The sequence below is a fragment of the Aminomonas paucivorans DSM 12260 genome (genome assembly GCF_000165795.1).
GTDB lineage: Bacteria > Synergistota > Synergistia > Synergistales > Synergistaceae > Aminomonas > Aminomonas paucivorans.
The window spans coordinates 2,356,197-2,377,176 of sequence record NZ_CM001022.1; the positions used below are offsets into that span (position 1 = coordinate 2,356,197).

Here is a 20,980-nt window from a genome sequence, read left to right on the forward strand (position 1 = left end):
CCCCGGGGCCAGAAGGAAGGGTTCCCATGCACGACGACTATCTGGAACGCATCCTCACCTCCCGGGTCTACGACGTGGCCCAGGAGACCCCCCTGGAGGAGGCCTCGTCCCTCTCCGCCCGGGTGGGCAGCCGCATCCTGCTGAAGAGGGAGGACCTGCAGCCCGTGTTCTCCTTCAAGCTCCGGGGAGCCTACAACAAGATGAGCCGCCTGTCCCCGGAGGAGCGGTCCCGGGGGGTGGTGGCCGCCTCGGCGGGCAACCACGCCCAGGGGGTGGCCCTGGCGGCCCAGGTCCTGGGCTGCGCCGCCACCATCGTCATGCCCGTCACCACGCCCCAGATCAAGATCGACGCGGTGACGAGGCGGGGGGGCCGGGTGGTGCTCCACGGGGACTCCTACAGCGACGCGGGGGCCCACGCCAAGACGGTGGTGGAGCAGACCGGGGGGGTTTACGTGCACCCCTACGACGACCCGGACGTCATCGCCGGCCAGGGCACCATCGCCATGGAGATCCTGCGACAGCACCCCGGCCCCCTGGAGGGGATCTTCGTCCCCGTCGGAGGGGGCGGCCTGGCGGCGGGGGTGGCGGCCTACGTGAAACGCCTCCGCCCGGAGATCCGGATCATCGGGGTGGAGCCCGAGGATTCCTGCGCCATGGCCCTGTCCCTGGAGAAGGGGGAGCGGGTGGCCCTGAAGGACGTGGGGCTCTTCGCCGACGGGGTGGCGGTGAAGCAGGTGGGGGAGGAGACCTTCCGGCTCTGCCGGGAGTACCTGGACGAGATCGTCCTGGTGGACACCGACGCCATCTGCGCCGCCATCAAGGACGTGTTCGAGGACACCCGATCCATCACCGAACCCGCGGGGGCCCTCTCCGTGGCGGGGGCCAAGGCCTACCTGGAGCGGGAAGGCCTGCGGGGGGGCACCTACGTGGCCATCCTGAGCGGGGCGAACATGAACTTCGACCGGCTGCGGTACGTCTCCGAACGCTCCGAGCTGGGGGAGCGGCGGGAGGCGGTGCTGGCCGCCCTGATCCCCGAGCGCCCCGGGAGCTTCCGCACCTTCTGCTCCCACCTGGGGGACCGCAGCGTCACGGAGTTCAACTACCGCTACGGGGATCCCGACACCGCCAACATCTTCGTGGGCCTCCAGATCCAGCGCCGGGAGGAACCGGCAGAGCTGGTGCGCCTCCTGAAGGAGAAGGGCATCGCCGCCCTGGACCTGTCGGACAACGAGACGGCGAAGCTCCACATCCGCCACCTGGTGGGGGGACACGCCCCGGCGGCGGACCACGAGCGCCTCTTCCGGTTCGAGTTCCCCGAGCGGCCGGGAGCCCTCATGCGCTTCCTGGAGCACCTGCGGAGCGACTGGAACATCAGCCTGTTCCACTACCGCAACCACGGGGCGGACTACGGCCGGGTGCTGGCGGGCATCCAGGTGCCCGAGGAGGACGGGGAGGCCTTCCAGGAGTTCCTGGAGCACCTGGGCTACCCCTACGTGGAGGAGACGGACAACCCCGCCTGCCGACTCTTCCTGGGATGAGGGGACCTGCCGGGGCCGAGGGACCGAGCCGCCCCACCGGCCTCGGCAGGCATCTCCCCGATCATCACTTTTCTGCGGCACCGAAATAACCTATACTTCTGAAAAGCCCGGCGCAGCTTCCCATCCGGAGGAGGGACCCCCATGGCGGTGATGGTCTCGATCCGTTCTTCCCTGTCGTTCCCCCGTCGTTTCCCCGGTCCGTCTTCCCGGGGAGGTCTGGGCTCGTGACGCGGCGATCCCGCAGGACCCTCGGCCTGTCGGTCCTCCTGGCCGCTCTCTGTGCCCTGGGCCTCTGGTTCTACCGCTCCCAGGAAGCCTCCTATTCCCGGCGAGTGGAGGACGAACTCCTCGCCGTGGCGAAGCTCAAGGTGGAGCAGATCGCCGCCTGGCGGGCGGAGCGTCTGGGGGACGGCGCCGTCCTGGGGAACAACCCGTTGTTTCGGAGGGATCTCTCCCGCTGGCTGGCTTCCGCCGCCCCCGAACCCCCCGAGGCGATCCGGATTGTCCTGGAAAACCTGCGGCGTGCCTACCGCTACGACAACATCCTGGTGGTGTCCCCTTCGGGTCGGGTCCTCTGGAGCCTGGAGCCGGAAAATCCCTCCCTGGACGCCACCTCGCTCCTCCTCCTGGAGCGGGCCTTCCGGGAACGCCGGGCCCAGCTCTCGGACCTCCACGAGGGCCCGCAGGGGGTCCCCCACCTGGGGCTGGTGGTTCCCTTCCTCGACCGGACCGGGACCGCCTCTCGCCCCGTCGCGGGGCTCGTGCTGGTCCAGCAGGCTCAAACCCACCTCTACCCCCTCCTGCGGACCTGGCCCGTGCCCAGCGCCACGGCGGAGGCCCTGCTGGTCCGGCGGGAGGGAGACCGGGCGGTCTACCTCAACCCGCTGCGCCACACCCCCCAAGGCCCCCTGAAGCTTCGCCTTCCCCTGCTCCGGCAGGATCTGCCCGCCGTCCAGGCGGTCCGCGGAACCACCGGCGTGGTTCGGGGGGTGGACTACCGGGGAGAAAAGGTCCTGGCGGCCCTTCTGCCCGTTCCCGATTCCCCCTGGTTCCTGGAGACCAAGGTGGACGTCCAGGAGGCCTTCGGGAACTGGCGTCAGGAGGCCCGGCTGATCCTGGCCCTCTTCGGAGCCCTCCTGGCCCTCCTGTGCAGCGCGGGGATCCTTCTCTGGCGGCGGGACCTCCAGGACCAGGCGTCCCTGCGGACCCAGGCGGAGGCGCAGCGGGAGAGCAGCGAGGAGCGCTACCGGAGCCTCTTCGAGGACCACCGGGCCATGATGTGGGTGGTGGACCCGGAGGACGGCTCCATCGTGGATGCCAACCCCGCAGCCGCGGCCTTCTACGGCTGGAGCCGGGAGGAGCTGTCCCACATGAAGGTGGGGCGGATCAACACGAGCCCCCCCGGAGCGATCCGGAAGGCCATGGCCGACGGCCTGGCGGGGTCCCCCATGCCCTTCCTCTTCCAGCACCGCCTGGCGGACGGGGAGCTTCGGGACGTGGAAACCTACACCAGCCCCATCTCCTGGGGGCACCGGAAGCTGCTCTTCTCCATCATCCACGACGTGACGGACCGGCTTCGCCTGGAGCGGGAGCACCGGGTCCTCCAGGACCGGCTGGTGCAGGCCCAGAAGATGGAGTCCGTGGGGCGCCTGGCGGGCGGGGTGGCCCACGACTTCAACAACATGCTCCAGGTGATCCTGGGGACCTGCAACCTGATCCTGGACCAGCTCCCCCAGGAGGACCCCCTGCGGGAGGATCTGCTGGAGATCCACAAAGCGGCGCTGCGCTCGGCGGAACTCACCCGGCAGCTTCTGGCCTTCGGGCGCCGCCAGCCCGCGGTGCTCCAGGTGCTGGACCTCAACGAGACGATCACGGATCTGGTCCCCTCGTTGCGCCGCCTGGCAGGGTCTTCGGTGGACCTTTCCTGGATCCCCGGGGAGGATCTGTGGTCCGTGAGGATGGATCCCTTCCAGGTGGAGCAGGTCCTGACGAACCTGACCACCAACGCCCGGGACGCCATCTCGGGCTTCGGCCGGGTCCGCGTGGAGACGCGCAACGTGACCCTGAACGAGGATTCCGCCCGCATGCTGGACAACCGGCCGGGGGACTACGTCCTCCTGTCCCTCTCCGACGACGGGCTGGGGATGTCCCCGGAGGTCCGGGAACACGCCTTCGAACCCTTCTTCTCCACCAAGGACGACCTGGGGACGGGGCTGGGGCTCTCCACCGTGGAAGGGATCGTGGTGCAGAACGGGGGATTCCTCCACCTGGACAGCGAACTGGGGGAGGGCACCACCTTCCGCATCTACCTCCCCCGTTGGGGAAGCTCGGCGTCCCCCCTCCGGGAGACCCCCCTGGATCCGAACCTGCCCCGGGGGCAGGGGGAGACCATCCTCCTGGTGGAGGACGAGGTCCCCATCCTGAGCCTGGAGAACCGGACGCTGGAGGCCCTGGGATACCGGGTCCTGGCGGCGGAGACCCCGGAGAAAGCCCTGACCCTGGCGGCGGAGCACGACGGTTCCATCCACCTGCTGGTCACGGACGTGGTGATGCCCGGGATGAACGGCCGGGAACTGGCGGAAAACCTCTGGGCCCTGGAACCGGGGATGAAGTGCCTCTTCATGTCGGGCTACACCGCAGACATCATCGCCCGGCAGGGCATCCTGGACGAGGAGGTGCAGTTCCTCCCCAAGCCCTTCTCCATGAACGACCTGGCCGTGAAGGTCCGGGAGATCCTTCGCTTCTGATCCCCCTCCGGAGGGGAGTTGATGCTACACTGCCGGTACTTCGATCTCCGGGAGGACCTTCATGACCTTTCTCGAACTGGCACGCCGCCGCCACAGCCTGCGCCGCTACGACCCCCGACCGGTCCCCCGGGAGGTGCTGGACCGATGCTGCGAGGCCGCCCGGCTGGCCCCTTCCGCCTGCAACGGCCAACCCTGGCGGTTCGTCCTGGCGGACCGGGACCCGCTGCGGGCCCGGTTGGGAGAGGCGGCCTTCTCCGGCCCCCACCGCATGAACCGCTTCGCCCTGGACGCCCCGGTTCTGGTGGTCCTCGCCGGGGCTCCCCTGCCCTGGACCGCCCGTCTGGGGGCCTTCTTCCAGGGGGTGCCCTTCTCCCTCTCCGACGCGGCCATCGCGGGGGAGCACTTCGTCCTCCAGGCGGAGGAGGAGGGGCTGGGGACCTGCTGGCTCGGGTGGTTCGACGCCTCCGGGGTGGCCCGGGTCCTGAACCTGCCCCGGTCGGAGCGCCCCCTCTTCCTCCTGGCGGCGGGCTACCCTCCGGAGGAGCACCGCCCGAAACCGCCCCACCGGATCCCCCTGGAGGAAATGCGCCGCTATGGGGACTGAAACCCGCCCGTCCCGGCTCCTGCTGCTTGCGGCCTACGGGGCCATCTACGGGGTCTGGGGCTCCACCTACCTGGCCATCCGCTTCACCGTCCGAACCCTTCCCCCCTTCCTCACCGGGGGGATCCGCTTCTTCCTGGCGGGGCTCCTTCTCTACGCCCTGGTGCGCCCCCGTACGGAGGCCCCCACCCCCCGAGGCTGGCTCCAGGCCCACAGGATCGGCTTCCTGGCGTTTTTCCTGAGCTACGGGGCCATCACCTGGACGATGGTTCGCGTCCCCTCGGGGGTGGTGGCCCTCATCGTCGCCCTGGAACCCCTCTGCTTCCTCCTCACCGACTGGTTCTGCTTCCAGGGCCCCCGGCCCGTGCGCATGGAGCTGTGGGGGCTGGCCCTGGGCTTCGGGGGGACCGTCCTGCTCCTGGCGGGGGACCCGAACGTGTCCTTCCACGGGACAGGGGGGGTCTACCTCCTCGGGGCACTGGCGGTCCTGGCGACCAGCTTCGCCTGGGTCTACGGAAGCCTCCTGACCCGCACCGCCCCCGTCCACCCCGACGGGGTGCTTGCGGCGGCCATGCAGATGATCGCCGGAGGGTCGCAGCTGCTCCTCCTGGGAACCCTGTGGGGGGACTGGAAACACCTGGGGGAGGCAAGCCTTCTTTCGGTTCTGTCTCTGGCCTATCTGGTGGTCTTCGGCTCCCTGGTGGCCTATACGGCCTTCACCTGGCTCCTGAAGGTGGAGCCCGTCTCCCGGGTGGCCACCCACGCCTTCGTGAACCCCGTGGTGGCGGTGTTTCTGGGTTGGCTCTTCGGGGGCGAGCGGGTGGGACCCGAGACCCTGGTGGCGGGGGGGCTCATCGTGGGGGCGGTGGTGCTCACCCTCTGGGCCCGCAAGCCGGAGCTGTAGGGAACAGAGGGAAAAGCTACCCCTTCTTCCTCATCCGTTTCTCCGCCTCCCTGGCGGCCCGCAGCACGTCGTAGAGCCGGTCCTCCCCCGGGACGAACCCGTCGATGCCCAACTCCCGCAGGGCGCCTCCCGCCGACGGGTCCGTCGGGGTCAGGTCCAGGAGGGCCTGCCGAAGGAGTTCGGCGGCCTCCGGGGGCGTCTCGCGCCGCACCGCCAGGGCGTCCTTGGGGATCTCCTCCGTCTGCGCCAGGATCTGCAGGGGGGACAGGTCCAGCACCTTCGCCGCCCCGTCCCACGCATCGGTGTAGGAGGCCCCTCCGTCCACCTCCCCCGCCAGGACCGCCCGGATCACCCGGTCATGGCTGCCCAGGAAGCGCACCTCTCCGAAGAAGGTCTCCGGGTCGAAGCCCCGCTGCTGGAGAAGCACCCGAGGGTAGAGGTAGCCCGAACCGCTGGTGGGGTCCACGAAGGCGAAGACCTTGCCCTTCAGGTCCCCCAGATTCCTGATGCCCCGATCCTTTCGGGCGAGGAGAAGCCCCCGGTAGGAGGGATGCCCCTTCACCCGAGGGATGGCCAGGACCTGCATGGGCACCCTCTCCGCCGCCACCACGTAGGCCAGGGGAGAGAACCAGGCCAGGTCCAGCACCCCTTCCCGGACCCAGTCCCCCAGGGCATGGTAATCCGAGGAGACGAAGACCCGGACCTTCCGGCCCAGGCGCCTTGCCAGGGCCTCCGCCGCAACGCCGTAGGTCTTTCGGATGTGCTCCGGCGCGGCAAAGGGGGTGAAGCCTACCCAGAACTCCTCCGGGGGGCGGCAACGCCCCACCCGGGTCTGGAGGGAGAAGACCTCCCCGCCCATGTCCCCCAGGGAGACGTTGAGAATCCCGGCGCTCTCCGCTTCCCGGGCCAGGGCTCCGTCCAGCTCTCCCACCTCCGAGGAGGCGGCCTTCGCCTCCTCCCCCAGGTTGCGGGCCTCTCCGGCGAGGCTCTGCGCCGCCTCCGCCTGGGCCACCACCCGCCGGGAAACCTCCTGGAGCCCTTCCCCCATGCGCAGGGCCAGCCCCCCCGCCCGGTCCACCGTCCGGGCGGTGTCCTGCACCGCCCCGGCGCCCCGGCGGAGCCCTTCCTGGGCCTGAGAGAGCCCTTCCACCATCCCTCCCAGACGCCCCCGAAGGTCCCCCATGGCGTGGTCGATGCGCACCGCGATGTCCTGGGTGGACACCGCCAGGTTCCCCACCTCCCGGGCCACCACGGAGAAGCCCCTCCCCGCATCCCCCGCCCGGGCCGCCTCGATGGCGGCGTTCAGGGCCAGCATCTGGGTCTGCCGGGTCACCTTGCCGATCTGCGCCAGGAGTCCCGACACGGTCTCCGCCGCCTCCAGCAGTCCCTGGGTCAGGGCTTCGTTGCTCGCCGCGGCCCGCTCCAGTTCCCCCAAGGTCCGTTCCAGGGCCCGGATCTCCTCCTGGGCGCCTCGGATCTCCCCCCGGGCCCTTTCCTCCTCCTCCGCCAAGGAGCGGGCCCGCTCCCCTAGGGCGACGCTTTCCTCCGCCAGACCCGCCACTCCCCGGGCCACACCGCCGATTCGAGGGACCTGGGAGGACAGGCGCTCCCGCACCTCCAGCACCTTCCCCCGCAGGGCCTCCGCCGCCCGGGCCTGCTCCTTTCCCACCCACAGGGTCTGCTGGAGCTTCATGCCCAACCGTTCCGCCGCATCCAGAAACACCCCGGACAGACCTGCCGCGTCCTTCGCCTCCACGGGTCAACCTCCTCCTTCGCCCCCTGCGGGGCCGGGTGAAGTCCCCTCTCTGGACTCTGGCGGGGATAGGGATTTTTCCGTATTGTAATCCATCTTCTCGGTTCATTGATGACAATCCCGTTCCATGGGGAAGGGAACCGGGGGTTGACGAACCGCCGGAGGACGAGTAATCTCTACTAAAACGATAGGGTTGGTGGGAAATCATGGCGATCACGCAGAAATGCCAGTACGCCCTTCGGGCCCTCTTCGAGCTGGCCTGCAGGGAAGGGGAAGGCCCGGTGCGCATCGGGACCGTGGCGGAAGCCCAGAACATCCCCCCCCGCTTCTTGGAGGGCATCCTGAACACCCTGAAGGCGGGGGGGTTCGTGGAGTCCACCCGGGGCAAGGAGGGAGGGTATCGGCTTCTGCGCCCTGCGCGGGACATCTCCGTGGGGGACGTGATCCGGTACCTCCAAGGTTCCCTCTCCCAGGTGGACTGCGATCCCGGATCCAGCCGGGAGCCCTGCGGCCTCTACGGGGACTGCGTGTTCCGCCCCCTGTGGGAACGGGCCCAGAAGGCCCTGGAAAGCGTGTACGACTCCACCACCATCCAGGATTTCGTGGACCGGCAGGCGGAGAGGGAACGGTGTGGATCCCCCCGGCGCTCCTGCGGCGGGAGGGACCCCGAGACGCCAGTCGAACGAGGTGAAAGGACATGAACCCACGCAAGGTGTATCTGGACCACTCCGCCACCACGGCGGTGGACGAATCGGTGCTCGCGGCCATGCTCCCCTTCTTCCGGAGTTCCTTCGGAAACCCCAACAGCCTCCATGCCTGGGGGCGGGAGGTGCGCAAGGCGGTGGACGAGGCCCGGGAAAAGGTGGCGGCCCTCATCGGAGCCCAACCCCAGGAGGTGCTCTTCACGGGAGGGGGCAGCGAGGCGGACAACCTGGCCGTCAAGGGGACCGCCTGGGCACGGCGGGACAGGGGGCGACACCTGATCACCTCCGCGGTGGAACACCACGCGGTGCTGGACACGATGAAGTGGCTGGGGAAGAACGGCTTCGAGGTGACGGTGCTCCCGGTGGACCGGGAGGGGTTCGTGTCCCCCGAGGCCCTGGACGCGGCCATCCGCCCGGACACCACCCTGGTCTCGATCCTCTTCGCCAACAACGAGATCGGCACGGTGCAGCCCGTGGCAAAGCTGGGGGAGGTCTGCCGGAAGCACGGGGTGCTCTTCCACACAGACGCGGTGCAGGCGGCGGGGCACCTGCCCATGGACCTCTCCACCCTGCCGGTGGACCTGATGACCCTGGCGGCCCACAAGATGTACGGCCCCAAGGGGATCGGGGCGCTGTACGTCCGCAAGGGCATCCGCCTCACCCCCCTGATCCACGGGGGAGGGCAGGAGTACGGCCTTCGGTCCGGCACGGAGAACACCCCCTACATCGCCGGATTCGGGGAGGCGGCGGCCCTGGCGGCAAAACGCCTGGGGAACGGGGACGTGGACCGGGAGCGGGCCCTGCGGGACCGGCTCATCGACGGGGTGCTCTCCCGCATCGAGGATTCCTTCCTCACCGGGAGCCGGACGGAGCGGCTGCCCTACCACGCCAGCTTCTGCATCCCCCGGGTGGAGGGGGAGGCCATGCTCCTCCGGCTGGACTTCGCAGGCATCGGAGCCTCCAGCGGATCCGCCTGCACCTCCGGCAGCCTCGAACCGAGCCACGTGCTCCTGGCCCTGGGGCTGCCCCACGAGATCGCCCACGGCTCGGTGCGCCTGACCCTGGGGAAGGACACGGCGGAGGAGGACATCGACTACGTCCTGGAGACCTTCCCCCCCATCGTCCAGACCCTGAGGGGCCTGTCGCCCTTCAAGAAAGCCTGAAAGCCCGGTTCAGGGAGGAGGAACGGACATGTCCCAGTACACGGAAAAGGTGATCCAGTACTTCATGCAACCCCGCAACGTGGGGAGCCTGGAGGACCCCGACGGGGTGGGAGAGGTGGGCAACCCCCGGTGCGGGGACGTGATGAAGATCTATCTTCGCGTCCGGGACGAACGCATCGAGGACGTGAAGTTCCAGACCTTCGGCTGCGCCGCCGCCATCGCCACCAGCTCCATGGCCACGGAGATGGTGAAGGGCAAGACCCTGGAGGAGGCCCTGAAAGTGACCAATAAGGACGTGGCGGAGGCCCTGGGGGGACTCCCCCCGGAGAAGCTCCACTGTTCCCTCCTGGCGGAGCAGGGCATCCGGGCGGCGGTGGAGGACTACCGGCGGCGGCAGAGGGGCGAAGCGATCCCCGTGGGGGCTCCGGCCTGCGAGGACCACGACCACGGGGAGGGGTCGGACCGTGTGGCCGACTGAGGGAACCGTGGTGGCGGTGTGCACCTCCGAGCACAAGGGCACGGTGAAGCGCGACGTGGGTTCCGGAACCCTGGTGGAGGAGCTGGGGCTGGAGGGGGATGCCCACGCGGGGTTCGCCCACCGGCAGGTGAGCCTCCTGGCCCAGGAGGACATCGACACCATGAAGGAGAAGCTGCCCGATCTGATCCCCGGGAGCTTCGCGGAGAACCTCACCGTCCGGGGGGTGGACCTGGGCTCCCTGTCCGTGGGGGACCGCATCGAGGCGGGACCCACCCTGCTGGAGGTCTCCCAGATCGGCAAGGAGTGCCACACGCGATGCCAGGTGTACCACGCCACGGGGGACTGCATCATGCCCAAAAAGGGCATCTTCTGCCGGGTGCTCCGGGGAGGCCCGGTACGGACCGGCGACCCGGTGCGGATCCTGGCGCGTGAACGAGGGCTCTAGCCCTCAGGCAACGGGACGGGGGAGGACATCCCTTCCCCGTCCTTGACGGGCCAAAGGCATGTCTCTATCATTCCATCAAATACATGGAGATGCTCTATCCATACGAAAGGGGGAGACAACGATGGCTCTCGTGCAAGCCCGAATCCCCGAGGAAGTCAAGGAAGAAGCGGAGCGGATCCTGAAGACCCTGGGACTGGATATGGCCAGCGCCATCCGCGTCTTCGTGTCCAGCGTGGTCCTGAACAAGGGATTGCCCTTCGAGGTGGCCATCAAGGACCCCTTCTTCGCCCCTCCCAACATGCGACGTCTGGAGCGATCCATCGCCTCCCTGGATGCGGGGAAGGGAAGCGCCCACGACCTCCAGGAAGACCATGACATCGCCTAACCTGCTCTGGTCGCCGGAAGCATGGGAAGAGTATCTGGACTGGCAGAAGCAGGACAAAAGGACCATGAGGCAGATCAACAGGCTGATCCGAGACATCCAAAGGAGCCCCTTCAAGGGAATCGGCAAACCGGAACCCTTGAAAGGGAACCTCTCGGGCTGGTGGAGTCGGCACATCGATCCCCAAAACCGCCTCGTCTACCGACTCTCGGAAAACCGAATCGAGATCGCCCAGTGCAAAACCCACTACGGGGACAGGTGATCCCGCCGCTCCGGGAAGAACGCCTTTCTTTCCCCCCAGGCGCAGGTCGTCACCCCTCCCAGGGGTACTGAAGGGCTTCGGCGCAGCGGAGCGCCGTCTCCCGACCCGCCAGCTCCGCCACCAGGGCGAGGCTCAGGTCCACGCCGCAGGTGACCCCTCCGGCGGTGGCCACGTTGCCGTCCCGCACCCAGCGCCGCTTGACCAGGCGGATCCCCGGGAAGGTCCCGAGGAGTTCGTCGTAGAAGTGGTGGTGGGTGGTGGCCTCCTTCCCCTCCAGAAGCCCCGCAGCGGCCAGGACGAAGGCGCCGGTGCACACCGACGCCACCAGGGCCCCGGACCGGGCGGTGCGGCGGAGGAAATCCAGGACGACCGGGTCCCGGGAGGCCTCCTTGCGTCCGTCCCCCCCGGGCACCAGCAGCAGGTCCAGCTTCGGGGCCTCCTCCAGGGAGGTTTCCGGAAGGATCCTCAGGCCGTGGTAGGCCCGCAGGGGGGAAAGGTCCGCCCCCAGCACCCGGGGACGGAACGATCCGGGACACACCTCCTCGGCCATGCCGAAGACCTCGTAGGGCCCCACGAAGTCCAGCTCCTCCATGCGGGGAAACGCCAGAAAACCCACGGTGGTCATGGTCCTGCCTCCCTTCTTTCCGAACAGACCTGACTCCCCGAGAAGGGAGATCACGCAAACCCCAGAAAGACCGCCAGAGCCCGGGTCACCTCAAGCAGCGTTCCCTCGTCCAGGCGACCTATCCTCGGACCGATGCGCTCCCGAGGAACGGTCATCGCCTTGTCGACCATCACCTGAGATGGCTTGCCGAGGCCGTTTTCGGGCGAAGGGACCACGGAGATGCGGAAGATCGGGGTGGGGCGCAGCGTCCCGGTGACGGGGAGAAGGGTCACGGAAGGATGCTGGTCGAACAGATCCGACTGGATCACGAGGGCAGGACGGGGCTTCCCGTAGTCGCCCTGCAGGGCCACCGTCACCAGATCCCCCCGCATCAATCCCAATCCTCCCTGTTCGCCGCCTCCTCCAGAAAGGCCAGGATCTCCCTCTCCAGCGGATCCTCCCGCAGCAGGGTGGACTGTCGACGGCACTCCTGAGCAAAGCCGGGACGCCTCGTGTCGGGGACCCAGATCTGCAAGGGCCTCATCCCCGCCGCCAAAAGCCGCTTCCTGTGTCGCGCAACCCGTTCTCTCGCCGTCGCACCCATGGACTCACCCCCAGTTACATGTAACGATAGGCTCCCCTACGCCCCTCGTCAACGGTCCTCCCCCGACCCCAGGGCGTCCAGGTCCTGATCCAGGGCGTCGGAGGGGAGGGCCTCCACCCCCCGGAGCCGGCGTTCGATGGCCCGGGTGCGCACCGCCGCCCCGTCCAGGGCGTTGCCCGCCTCCTCGATCTTCTTGCGGGTCTTGTCCAACACGTCGCCGAACTTGCCGAACTCCGTCTTCACCTGTCCCAGGAGATTCCACACCTCCCCGGAGCGCTTCTCGATGGCCAGGGTGCGGAAGCCCATCTGGAGGCTGTTGAGGAGCGCCGCCACGGTGGTGGGTCCCGCCACCACAACCCGGTGCTCCCGCATGAGGCGTTCGCAGAGCCCGTCGATGCGCAGGGCCTCGGCGTAGAGCCCCTCCACGGGAAGGTACAGCACCCCGAAATCCGTGGTGTAGGGGGGCTCCAGGTACTTCTCCCGGATGGTCCGCCCCTCCCCCAGGAGGCGCTGTTCCAGCTGGCGGCGGGCGGTCTGTACCGCCCCCCCGTCCCCCGCCTCGGAGGCGGCCACGAGACGCAGGTAGTCCTCCTGGGGGAACTTGGAGTCCAGGGGCAGCCAGACGGGGCCGATGCGGTCGTCGGACCCGGGGAGGCGGATGGCGAACTCCACCCGCTCGGCGCACCCAGGGCGGGTGGCCACGTTGAGGGCGTACTGCTCCGGCGCCAGGATCTGCTCCAGCAGGTTCCCCAGCTGGATCTCCCCCCAGGTCCCCCGGGTCTTCACGTTGGAGAGGACCTTCTTCAGGTCCCCCACGTCGGTGGCCAGGGCCTTCATCTCCCCCAGTCCCTGGTGCACCTTCTCCAGCCGCTGGGAGACGCTGGCGAAGGCCTCCCCCAGACGCTGCTCCAGGGTGGCGTGGAGCTTCTCGTCCACCACCTGGCGCATCTTCTCCAGCCGGGCGTCGTTGCCCTCCTGGAGGGCCGCCAGGCGTCCCTCCACGGTCTCCCGCACCGCGTCCAGCTTGGCGGCGTTCATCCGGGTCAGCTCCCCCAGGTGGGAGGAGAAGGTGTCCAGCTGGTCCTTCTGCAGCGTCCCGATCTCCCCCAGCCTCCGAGCCTGGGTCTCTCCGAAAGCCGTGAGGCCCTGCTGGAGTTCCGCCCGGGCCTCCCTCTGGGCGCTTCGGGTCTCCTCCCGGAAGGCCGAAAGGCCTTCCCCGAGGGTGCGCTCCGTCTTCTCCACGCTGGCCTCCAGGGCCTGGAGGCGCACCAGAAGTTCCCGGGCGCACTGTTCCAGGGCGGCGCTGCTGTGACGCATGCGTCCCAGGGCGGCGAAGACCGCCGCCAGCATCAGGCCCGCCGCCAGGACTCCTCCGATGAGCAGAACCCCCATGTCCTCTCCTCCTTATTCGATCGTCTTGCTCCCCCCGGGAGTGGTGGATCTAAACTAGCCCCTGAGTGGAGTTCTCGTTTCGTCGGCCTCCGCCGTCTCGATCTCCGAAGGGGCTAGGCCCCTTCGGGCAGCAGGTATTCCGGTTCCGGGGCCCCCGGGTCGTACGCCGGCCCCTCCGGGTGCGGGGAGGGCTTCGGTCTGGGGGTGGGTTTCGGCTGCGGCTTCGGCGTAGGTTGGGGCTTCGGCTGCGCCGAGGGAGTGGGCTTCAGGTCCGGGCTCGCCTTGGCCGCCCCCGGGGAGGGGTGCGCCCCGGGAGAAGGTTTCGCCGCAGGGGAGGGCTTCGTCCCGAGGGTGGGCACCGGGGTGGGGGACGGATCCGGGGTCAGGGGCACCAGGGGGAAGGGGAAGTTCACCCGCAGGTGGGTCACCCGCTTCAGGGGCGAGTCCGGTCCGTTTTTCGTCACCGACGGCAGGGGCTGCCACTCCCCTCCCTCCAGGCGCACGTCCACCGAGGGGGTGCGGACGATACGGTCGAAGATCTGCCCCGCCTCGTCCCGCTCCTGAGGCCCCGGCACCAGGAAGCCCGAGAAGAGGGGCTCCCGGCCCGGCTCGCTGTACTCCGGCGCCACCGGGGCGATGATGAGCCACTCCGGCTCGTACCAGGCGGCCTTCATCTCCGGGGACTTGGCGTGGCGCTCCGGAAGGATCTGGAATCCCCCCCGCTCCCCCGGAGGGGCGGTGGAGATGCACACCACCCCGGGGTGGTTGGCCCGGATGCGCCCCACCCCCTGGAACTGGCTGCCCTCGAAGAAGCCGATGCCCGAAAAGGGGTGCACCACCTTGGCCACCTGGAGGGACCGGCCGGGCCAGTGCACCGTCACCGCCCCCTCCAGGCGGTTCTCGAACTCCACGGAGAGGGGGCAGTCCGCCCGGGGGTGGACGGTATATTCCAGGGCCACCGCCTGCTTCAGGGACTCCTCGGAGAGGGGCTGCCGGGCCCCGGACTTGTCGATGGCCGTCACCGGGGTCCCCACGGTGGGAGCCCAGGCCCCCCAGAGGCTCTGCCCTCCCACGCTGTCCACCACCACGGCGCTGGCGGGACGGGAGGCGGGGGCGATGGTGAAGGTGGGGATCAGGCTGATGATCCGCCCCCTCCCCCGCTCCACCGCCAGGAGCAGGTGGATGGCGTTGGCCCCCGTGGCGGCCACGCAGCCCGGCCGGGCCCACTTGGAGGCGTCGAACCCCGGCCAGAGGGAGCGGTAGGGGACGCTGCGCACCTCCCCCACCTGACGCACCGTGCCGTCGGGCAGGTAGACCCGCACCTGGCGTCCCGGCTCCAGGGGGATGACCACGGTGAACAGGGACTGGGCCGACGCGGGAACGGCACAACAGAGAACGGCAAGGCACAGGATCGCCCGCCGGAAAAACCATGGGAGCATGGGACCGACCTCCTCGCGAACACCCGGAGGGGACGATCGTGACCCGCTCCGCGAAACGCCATGATACCACTTCCCCACCGAGGGTCCCGGGGATCGCGCGGGACCCCGGTGGTATCCTAAGGACCGATCCACGCTGCGGAAGGGAAGGTCGTCTCCATGAAGGGAATCGCCATCCTGCTGCCCCTGGGGCTCGTGGTCGCCCTGGGGGCCCTGCTTCGCCGACGAGGGCTCCTGCCCCGGGAGGTGGTGCCCTGCCTCACGGGGCTGCTCTACTGGGTGGCCCTCCCGGCGCTTCTGCTGCGCACCGCCGCCTCCGCGGGGGCGGAGGCCCTGGGACACCCCGCCTTCTTCCTGGGGGTGAACCTGCCCTTCCTGGCGGTGCCCCTCCTGGCCTGGGGGATCGCCCGGTGGGCACACCGGGGAAACCGGCCCCGGCAGGCCTTCTCCGCCTTCGCCTCCATCCGGGCCAACAACGTCTACCTGGGGCTGCCCGCGGTGACCCTGGCCATGGGAGAGCCGGGGGTACAGGCTCTGTCCGCCTATCTGGCGGCGGGGCTGGTGGGGTACAACGTGGCCTCCCTGGCCTGGGCGGAGCTGGTGCGCACGGGAAGGCTGGACCTTCCCACCCTGGGCAGGGCCCTGGGACGTCTGGCCCGCAACCCCCTGATCCTCTCCACCCTGGGGGGACTGGCCTGCGCCGCCGCGGGACTGGAACGCTTCCCCGCCCCCCTGGACCTGCCCCTGAAGATCCTGGGGGACACCGCCTCGGGGCTGGCACTGCTCTCCCTGGGGGCCTCCCTGGAGTTCCGCGCCCTGGGCAGGGCGGTGCGCTCCACCCTGCCGGACAGCCTGGTGAAGCTCCTGCTCCACCCCGCCCTGGCCTGGCTCTGCCTTCTGCCCTTCGGTCTGCCCCGGGAGCTGGTGTCCGCCTCGGTGCTGGTGTCCGCCATGCCCCACGCGGTGAACTGCTTCATCGTGGCCCAGGAGATGGACCTGGACGCCCCCTACGCCGCCGACGCGGTGCTGGGCTCCACCCTGCTCTCCGCCCTCAGCTTCCCCCTCTGGCTGGCGGTCCTGGGTCTGGGCTGACCGAGACCGCCTCCCGGACGACCTCCACCCACCGTCTCGCCACGGGGGAGTGGGTCGTCATGTCGTGCCATCCCCAGAGGACGGAGAGGAGCAGGACCCCCAGGATCAGGGCGCTGCCGCCTTTCCCGTGTCCCCTCCAATGAAACGCCGGCAGGAGGAAGAGGGCCACCCCCAGGGCTCCCAGGAGCATCCGGTCCAGGCTGCACCCCCCCGGAACCAGAAACCACAGGCCCACCCAGACGACCCCGCAGACCGCCCAGAACCGGCTGGCCCGCCCCTCGGTTCCCCAGAGGAACACCGTCCCCGCCGCCAGGATCCCCACGGTGGGGGGGAGCACCTCGGCACAGAGGGTCAGGAGCTGGGGGGCCGGAGGGAAGACCCCGCCCCCCGCTCCGAAGAGGCGCCGGAGAAACCCGACCCCGAAGGCGAACAGCCCCAGGGGGGTGAAGATCACGGTGTACAGGGCCAGGGTCTTGTGCCGATCCCCCTCGAAGGCCCCCCAGAGCCCCAGGGCCAGCCCCAGGGCCAGCCAGGCCCCCAGGGGGTGGCAGAAGGGGGCGACCCCCAGGGTCAGGGCCCCCAGAAACAGGTAGAGGCTCTTGTCCGTCTTCCCGTAGTGATGCAGACAGTGGAGGCTCATGGCCAGAAACAGCAGCCCCAGGGTGCCCGAGGGGCTGGTGGTGACCAGCAGGATCACCGCAGGGTGCACGAAGGCCAGGAGCGAGGCGGCGGTCTTGGTCCCCGGCCCCAGGGGGGCGTCCGCCAGCACCACCAGGAAGCCCAGCACCAGGAGGGCCGCGGCGAAACCGCAGAGCAGCCCCCAGAGCCGGGCAGGGTCCATCCCCCCCAGGGAGTGGGCCATGAGGGAGGGGATCAGGGGGGTGTCCAGCACCATCTGCGGGGGATTCGCCAGGGACCTCGCCGCCTTGCCCGTCAGGTCCAGGGCCTCCGGGGTCACCAGCCCCGCGCGGAAGAGACGGGTCGCCGTCTCCCCCACCAGCCCCCCCGTCGTCAGGGATGCCAGGACCGCCGCGGCGAGAGGCCGATCAGCCCAGTCCATGGGTGGTCTTCTCCCAGTAGAAGGGTTTGGTGAAGAGCTGCCACAGGGCCTTGTAGGCCGCCAGGGAGTGCAGCAGCCAGTAGATCGGGTTCAGGAGGGCGTAGGGGGTGAGGCGGAAGAGCTTCCGCCGGAACACCGCCAGCATGTTGAGGTGGATCGCCAGGGCGTTGCCCACCACCAGGCAGAAGGTGGACATGGCGAAGACCCCCGGGGGGAAGAGCAGGGACAGGGCTTCGGGGCGCAGGGTCAGCCAGAGGAGGAACAGCCCCCACAGGAGAGGGTTCACCAGGAAGGTGACGCAGGTGCCTCCGATGAGCAGCTGGAACCCCCAGAAGGCCCGGCCCCCGATGCGCCGGTAGAGCCGCAGGGGGTGGCGCATGTGCACCAGGTAGGTCTGCATGTACCCCTTGATCCACCGGGAGCGCTGCCGCAGCCAGTTGCCCAGGCGGCTGTTGGCCTCCTCGTAGGTGGTGGAGTTGAGGGTGGCCACCCGGTAGCGGTGGGCCCCCGCCCGCACCCCCAGGTCCGCGTCCTCCGTCACGTTGAAGGGATCCCACCCCCCCAGCTCCCGGAGCACCCGGGTGCGGAAGTGGTTCGACGTGCCCCCCAGGGGGATGGGCAGCCTCAGGGCTTCGATGCCCGGGAGCATGTAGTCGAACCAGTAGGAGTACTCCAGGGTGAACATGCGGGTCAGGAAGTTCTGTTCGCTGTTGTAGTAGTTCAGGGCCGCCTGGATGCACACCAGCTCCGGCGGCCCCTTGCGGAACGCCGCCACGGCCTTCTTCAGCTGGTCCCGCTCCGGCACGTCCTCCGCATCGTAGATGGTGAGGTACTCCCCCTTGGCGAAGAGGAGGCCGTAGTTGCAGGCCTTGGGCTTGGTGGTGGGCACCGAACGGGGGACCCGGACGATCTGAAAGTTCGCCGGAGGCCGCGCCTCCCGGAAGGCCTGGAGGGTCTGGGGGTCGTCCTCCTCCAGGAGCACCTTCACGTCCAGGCGGCTGGCGGGGTAGTCCAGATTCCGGATGCCCTCCACGAGCTTGGGCACCACCCCGGGTTCCCGGTACAGGGGCAACAGAAGGGTGTAGACCGGCAGATCCTCCTCCCGAAGCGCCGCCACCTCCTCGTCGGACACCTGTTCCTGGATCTCGTACCGCGCCCCCTGGAGGGAGGCGGCCAGCTTGAACAGGATGGACACCAGATAGAAGGCGTTCACCGCCACGAAAAGCGCCGTCCCCGTCCGGGTCGGGTCCCGCCAGAACGCCGCCGCGAGCAGGGAGACCAGGGCCCCCAGGAAGAGGATCTGCCCCCCCGAAAAGGTCACCAGGGCGGACTCCTCGGGAGTCCGGAAGAAGAGCCCCATGACGCTCTCGTCCACGTAGCGCTTTCGGAAGCTCCGGTCCAGGGCGAAGTACAGATCCCGGTCGCTGGTGACGAAGGGCTCCACCGGACAGCCCAGGCGACGGGCCAGTTCCTCCAGTCCCTCCCGATCCTCCGGGTTCACCAGGGCCACCCCCAGGACGCCCCCCTCCCCCACCTCGCAGGGCACCATCTGGCGACGGCGGAGGAAGTCCTCCCCCACCCCCCGGACCCCCAGGCTCACCGCCTCCGGGTCCGGGGGTTCCTCCACCAGGTTCCGGTAGGGCAGGCCGGACTGCTCCGAGAGAACCCGGGCCAGCTGCTGCCCGTTGATGATCCCCTGGGCCATGAGGATGGTGCCGATGGGGGACCCCCAGATCTTCTGGATTCCCAGGGCCCGGTCCAGATCCTCCTGCCCGATGTCCCCGCTTTTCAGCAGGGCCTCGCCCACCCGCATGGCGTCCTCACTCCTGATCCCGCGACTCCGAGTCGGAGAACCGGCGCTTCTTCTCCTCCTGGGCCCCCCGGCGCCGGGAGTTCTGGCCGAAGTACAGCCGCGCCAGCAGCGCCGCCAGGAGCACCCAGGCGCCGAAGAACACGTAGGGGCGGAACCGCTCGTACCCGTACCAGGGGAACGCGGGCTTGCCCTCCTCCTCCACCCGGAGGAGCTGCTCCCGGGTATCCAGCACCGTGGCCCGCCCGGGGTCCTGGAAGAGGAAGACGTTCCCCGAAAGCCGCCCCAGATGGGCCGGATCCTCCATCCACGCCCCCGCCCTCTGGAGCACCTCCGGACGGACCACCGCCTGCAGCGCCAGGGAGGGCACCCCGGCAAGGCTTCCCACCTGCCCCACCGCCAGGGGAACCTCCGGGCGTCCCCTGAAGAGGACCTTCCGGTCCGGCAGGCGGACCAGGGTGGAGGCGTCGGTGAGGGTGAGGGGAAAGTCCGGCTTCAGCCCCTCCGGGAGGGCCTTCCCTGAAACGGCCACCGCGTACCCCACCCCCTTCAGGTCCCCGGGCTCCTGGAGGAAGCGGACCTCCGGGAAGGGGAACCGGTCCGGGGGAAGGGTGGCGCAGAGAGCACCCCAAAGGTGCGCCGCCGCGGCCAGGCCCATCCCCTTCAGGTCCCGATCCACCAGCAGGACGCCCCGCCCCGTCATGGCCAGGGGGAACCCGACAACTCCCAGACGCGCCGCCGATCCGGAGCCGGTCACCCGGGCACCGCTGCCCGGGTAGAGCTCCGCCCGGCGCAGGGCGGGCTGCACCCGACAGGGGCTGCCCGCCTTCCCGTAGCGGAAGAGCAGCCGCAGATCGTTGCGGGGACCGATCCCCAGCTCCGGGGGAACCGGGACCTTCAGGTCGAACCGCCCCCCGGGAAGGGCCGCGCTGGCCGCCAGGGCTCCGTTCCACAACACGTCCACCTGCACGGGGACCCGGGGGTCCTCCGGGACGGAGCAGGCCCCCCGAAGGGTCAGCTCCACCGCCCCCGGGACGGAGGCGTCCGAAGCGGCGTAGACCGTCCCCTCCAGCTCCGCCGTCAGGACCCCCTCGCCCCGCAGGGTCCCCCGGAGGGGCAGGAAGGAGGGAATCCCTTCGGGCTTGCGGGAATCCGACTCCTCCACCCCCAGGACCGCCGAGGCGGCGGCTCCCATCAGGGACAGGTCCGCCACCTGCCGGGCCACCGCCGTCAGGGCGGTCCCGTCGGCCCCGGAAATCAGGAGATCCCGCCCTCCCTCCACCCGAAGCCCCGAAGCGGACTGGGGATCCGTCTGCACCCGTACCCGGGGGAGGACCCCCGCCCCGGCCTCCTCGGATCCCCGGAGGAAGAAGACCCGTCCGGGAAAGCGCCGGGAGAACCGGGCGAAGAGGCCCACCGCCGAGGCGACCTCCTCCGGGGTGGGCTCGTCGGGGAGGACCACCGCCACCCCGTTCTGGAGCGCCGCCACCCAGTCCGCGGCGGTCTTCACCGGCAGGGGGGCGTACCGGAGCACCAGGGCCGTCTGGGGCCGGAGGGTCACGTTCAGGTTCCCCCCGAAGGCGTCCCGACACAGGTCGTCGGTCCGGTGGATTCGGGTGCGCACCCGCAGGGACACCCCGGACTCCCCATCCCGAGCGGGATCCAGAGGCAGGCTCAGGCGAACCTCCCCGGAGACGCCTCCCAGGGTTCGGGACACCGGGGGACGCCCCTCCAGGTCCGCCAGGACCACGCTGTCCCCCGCAAGCCCCGGAGGCGCGGAGAGGGCCAGATCCACCCGGCTCCCGGGAAGGACCTTGCCTCGGGGGAGGGGAAAGTAGAAGGTCCGCTCCCCCCGGGGACCCTCCAGGGAGACTCCCTCCCGATAGCCCAGGTCCGCGAGGGTCACCGCCCGTTCCTCCGCCGAGGCGACCCCCAGCAGGGAGGTCCCCAGCAACAACGCCGCGATCCACCCTTTCCAGCCCGTCTTCATGCCCCGTCGTCTCCT

At 69.8% G+C, this 20,980-nt stretch carries 20 protein-coding genes; 11 read left to right on the forward strand and 9 right to left on the reverse strand.

Going from position 1 to position 20,980, the window contains the following annotated elements:
* Positions 1–26 precede the first annotated feature (26 nt).
* The 4 genes from ilvA (at position 27) to APAU_RS11120 (ending at position 5,790) form a co-directional block, all read left to right on the forward strand.
* Positions 27–1,538: a threonine ammonia-lyase, biosynthetic gene (gene ilvA / locus APAU_RS11105; RefSeq protein WP_006301852.1), complete on the forward strand. Its 1,512-nt coding sequence runs from the start codon at positions 27–29 to the stop codon at positions 1,536–1,538.
* A gap of 224 nt (positions 1,539–1,762) precedes the next feature.
* Entirely contained in the window at positions 1,763–4,285 is a 2,523-nt protein-coding gene (locus tag APAU_RS12720; protein WP_006301853.1) for a hybrid sensor histidine kinase/response regulator, read from the forward strand.
* Between the two features lie 61 nt (positions 4,286–4,346).
* Positions 4,347–4,889: a nitroreductase family protein gene (locus APAU_RS11115; RefSeq protein ID WP_006301854.1), complete on the forward strand. Its 543-nt coding sequence runs from the start codon at positions 4,347–4,349 to the stop codon at positions 4,887–4,889.
* Entirely contained in the window at positions 4,879–5,790 is a 912-nt protein-coding gene (locus tag APAU_RS11120) for an EamA family transporter (protein WP_006301855.1), read from the forward strand. Before APAU_RS11115 ends, APAU_RS11120 begins: the two co-directional genes overlap by 11 nt.
* Positions 5,791–5,806: 16 nt before the next feature.
* On the opposite strand, the gene phnD is transcribed toward APAU_RS11120, so the two are convergent.
* A complete protein-coding gene (gene phnD, locus APAU_RS11125; RefSeq protein ID WP_006301856.1) occupies positions 5,807–7,546 on the reverse strand; it encodes a phosphate/phosphite/phosphonate ABC transporter substrate-binding protein in 1,740 nt (579 codons plus the stop codon).
* Positions 7,547–7,749: 203 nt separating this feature from the next.
* Between phnD and APAU_RS11130 the strand changes: the two genes are divergently transcribed.
* The 6 genes from APAU_RS11130 (at position 7,750) to APAU_RS11155 (ending at position 10,977) form a co-directional block, all read left to right on the forward strand.
* A complete protein-coding gene (locus tag APAU_RS11130) occupies positions 7,750–8,244 on the forward strand; it encodes an RrF2 family transcriptional regulator (protein ID WP_006301857.1) in 495 nt (164 codons plus the stop codon).
* Positions 8,241–9,410: a cysteine desulfurase NifS gene (gene nifS, locus APAU_RS11135; RefSeq protein WP_006301858.1), complete on the forward strand. Its 1,170-nt coding sequence runs from the start codon at positions 8,241–8,243 to the stop codon at positions 9,408–9,410. The genes APAU_RS11130 and nifS overlap by 4 nt, the downstream gene beginning before the upstream one ends.
* A gap of 28 nt (positions 9,411–9,438) precedes the next feature.
* Positions 9,439–9,888 carry a Fe-S cluster assembly scaffold protein NifU gene (gene nifU / locus APAU_RS11140; RefSeq protein ID WP_006301859.1) on the forward strand — a complete coding sequence of 150 codons (450 nt, stop codon included), beginning with the start codon at positions 9,439–9,441 and terminating at the stop codon, positions 9,886–9,888.
* Complete coding sequence (locus APAU_RS11145) at positions 9,875–10,333, forward strand: MOSC domain-containing protein (RefSeq protein ID WP_006301860.1); 459 nt, start codon at positions 9,875–9,877, stop codon at positions 10,331–10,333. Before nifU ends, APAU_RS11145 begins: the two co-directional genes overlap by 14 nt.
* A gap of 121 nt (positions 10,334–10,454) precedes the next feature.
* Positions 10,455–10,718, forward strand: a complete 264-nt coding sequence (locus tag APAU_RS11150; protein WP_006301861.1) for a type II toxin-antitoxin system RelB/DinJ family antitoxin — start codon at positions 10,455–10,457, stop codon at positions 10,716–10,718.
* Positions 10,705–10,977: a Txe/YoeB family addiction module toxin gene (locus APAU_RS11155; protein ID WP_006301862.1), complete on the forward strand. Its 273-nt coding sequence runs from the start codon at positions 10,705–10,707 to the stop codon at positions 10,975–10,977. The genes APAU_RS11150 and APAU_RS11155 overlap by 14 nt, the downstream gene beginning before the upstream one ends.
* Positions 10,978–11,026: 49 nt before the next feature.
* Here APAU_RS11155 and APAU_RS11160 read toward each other — a convergent pair whose 3' ends face one another.
* From APAU_RS11160 to APAU_RS13385, 5 genes are all read right to left on the reverse strand, one after another.
* A complete protein-coding gene (locus tag APAU_RS11160; protein ID WP_006301863.1) occupies positions 11,027–11,602 on the reverse strand; it encodes a DJ-1/PfpI family protein in 576 nt (191 codons plus the stop codon).
* Positions 11,603–11,652: 50 nt separating this feature from the next.
* Complete coding sequence (locus APAU_RS11165) at positions 11,653–11,973, reverse strand: type II toxin-antitoxin system PemK/MazF family toxin (RefSeq protein ID WP_006301864.1); 321 nt, start codon at positions 11,971–11,973, stop codon at positions 11,653–11,655.
* Positions 11,973–12,185 (reverse strand): antitoxin MazE family protein, encoded by a 213-nt coding sequence (locus APAU_RS11170; protein ID WP_006301865.1) that lies wholly within the window; start codon positions 12,183–12,185, stop codon positions 11,973–11,975. The genes APAU_RS11165 and APAU_RS11170 overlap by 1 nt, the downstream gene beginning before the upstream one ends.
* Before the next feature lie 48 nt (positions 12,186–12,233).
* Complete coding sequence (gene rmuC, locus APAU_RS11175; RefSeq protein WP_006301866.1) at positions 12,234–13,577, reverse strand: DNA recombination protein RmuC; 1,344 nt, start codon at positions 13,575–13,577, stop codon at positions 12,234–12,236.
* Positions 13,578–13,690: 113 nt separating this feature from the next.
* Complete coding sequence (locus tag APAU_RS13385) at positions 13,691–15,016, reverse strand: hypothetical protein (protein ID WP_006301867.1); 1,326 nt, start codon at positions 15,014–15,016, stop codon at positions 13,691–13,693.
* Between the two features lie 156 nt (positions 15,017–15,172).
* Between APAU_RS13385 and APAU_RS11185 the strand changes: the two genes are divergently transcribed.
* Positions 15,173–16,105: an AEC family transporter gene (locus tag APAU_RS11185; RefSeq protein WP_006301868.1), complete on the forward strand. Its 933-nt coding sequence runs from the start codon at positions 15,173–15,175 to the stop codon at positions 16,103–16,105.
* On the opposite strand, the gene APAU_RS11190 is transcribed toward APAU_RS11185, so the two are convergent.
* From APAU_RS11190 to APAU_RS11200, 3 genes are read right to left on the reverse strand one after another with little or no spacing between them, the layout of a single operon-like run.
* A complete protein-coding gene (locus tag APAU_RS11190; RefSeq protein WP_006301869.1) occupies positions 16,065–17,165 on the reverse strand; it encodes a hypothetical protein in 1,101 nt (366 codons plus the stop codon). The two genes, APAU_RS11185 and APAU_RS11190, sit on opposite strands and share 41 nt — an antisense overlap.
* Positions 17,152–18,978 carry a glycosyltransferase family 2 protein gene (locus APAU_RS11195; RefSeq protein WP_006301870.1) on the reverse strand — a complete coding sequence of 609 codons (1,827 nt, stop codon included), beginning with the start codon at positions 18,976–18,978 and terminating at the stop codon, positions 17,152–17,154. Before APAU_RS11195 ends, APAU_RS11190 begins: the two co-directional genes overlap by 14 nt.
* 7 nt (positions 18,979–18,985) lie before the next feature.
* On the reverse strand, positions 18,986–20,965 hold the full coding sequence (locus tag APAU_RS11200; protein WP_006301871.1) for a cellulose biosynthesis cyclic di-GMP-binding regulatory protein BcsB: 1,980 nt from the start codon (positions 20,963–20,965) through the stop codon (positions 18,986–18,988).
* Between the last annotated feature and the right edge of the window lie 15 nt (positions 20,966–20,980).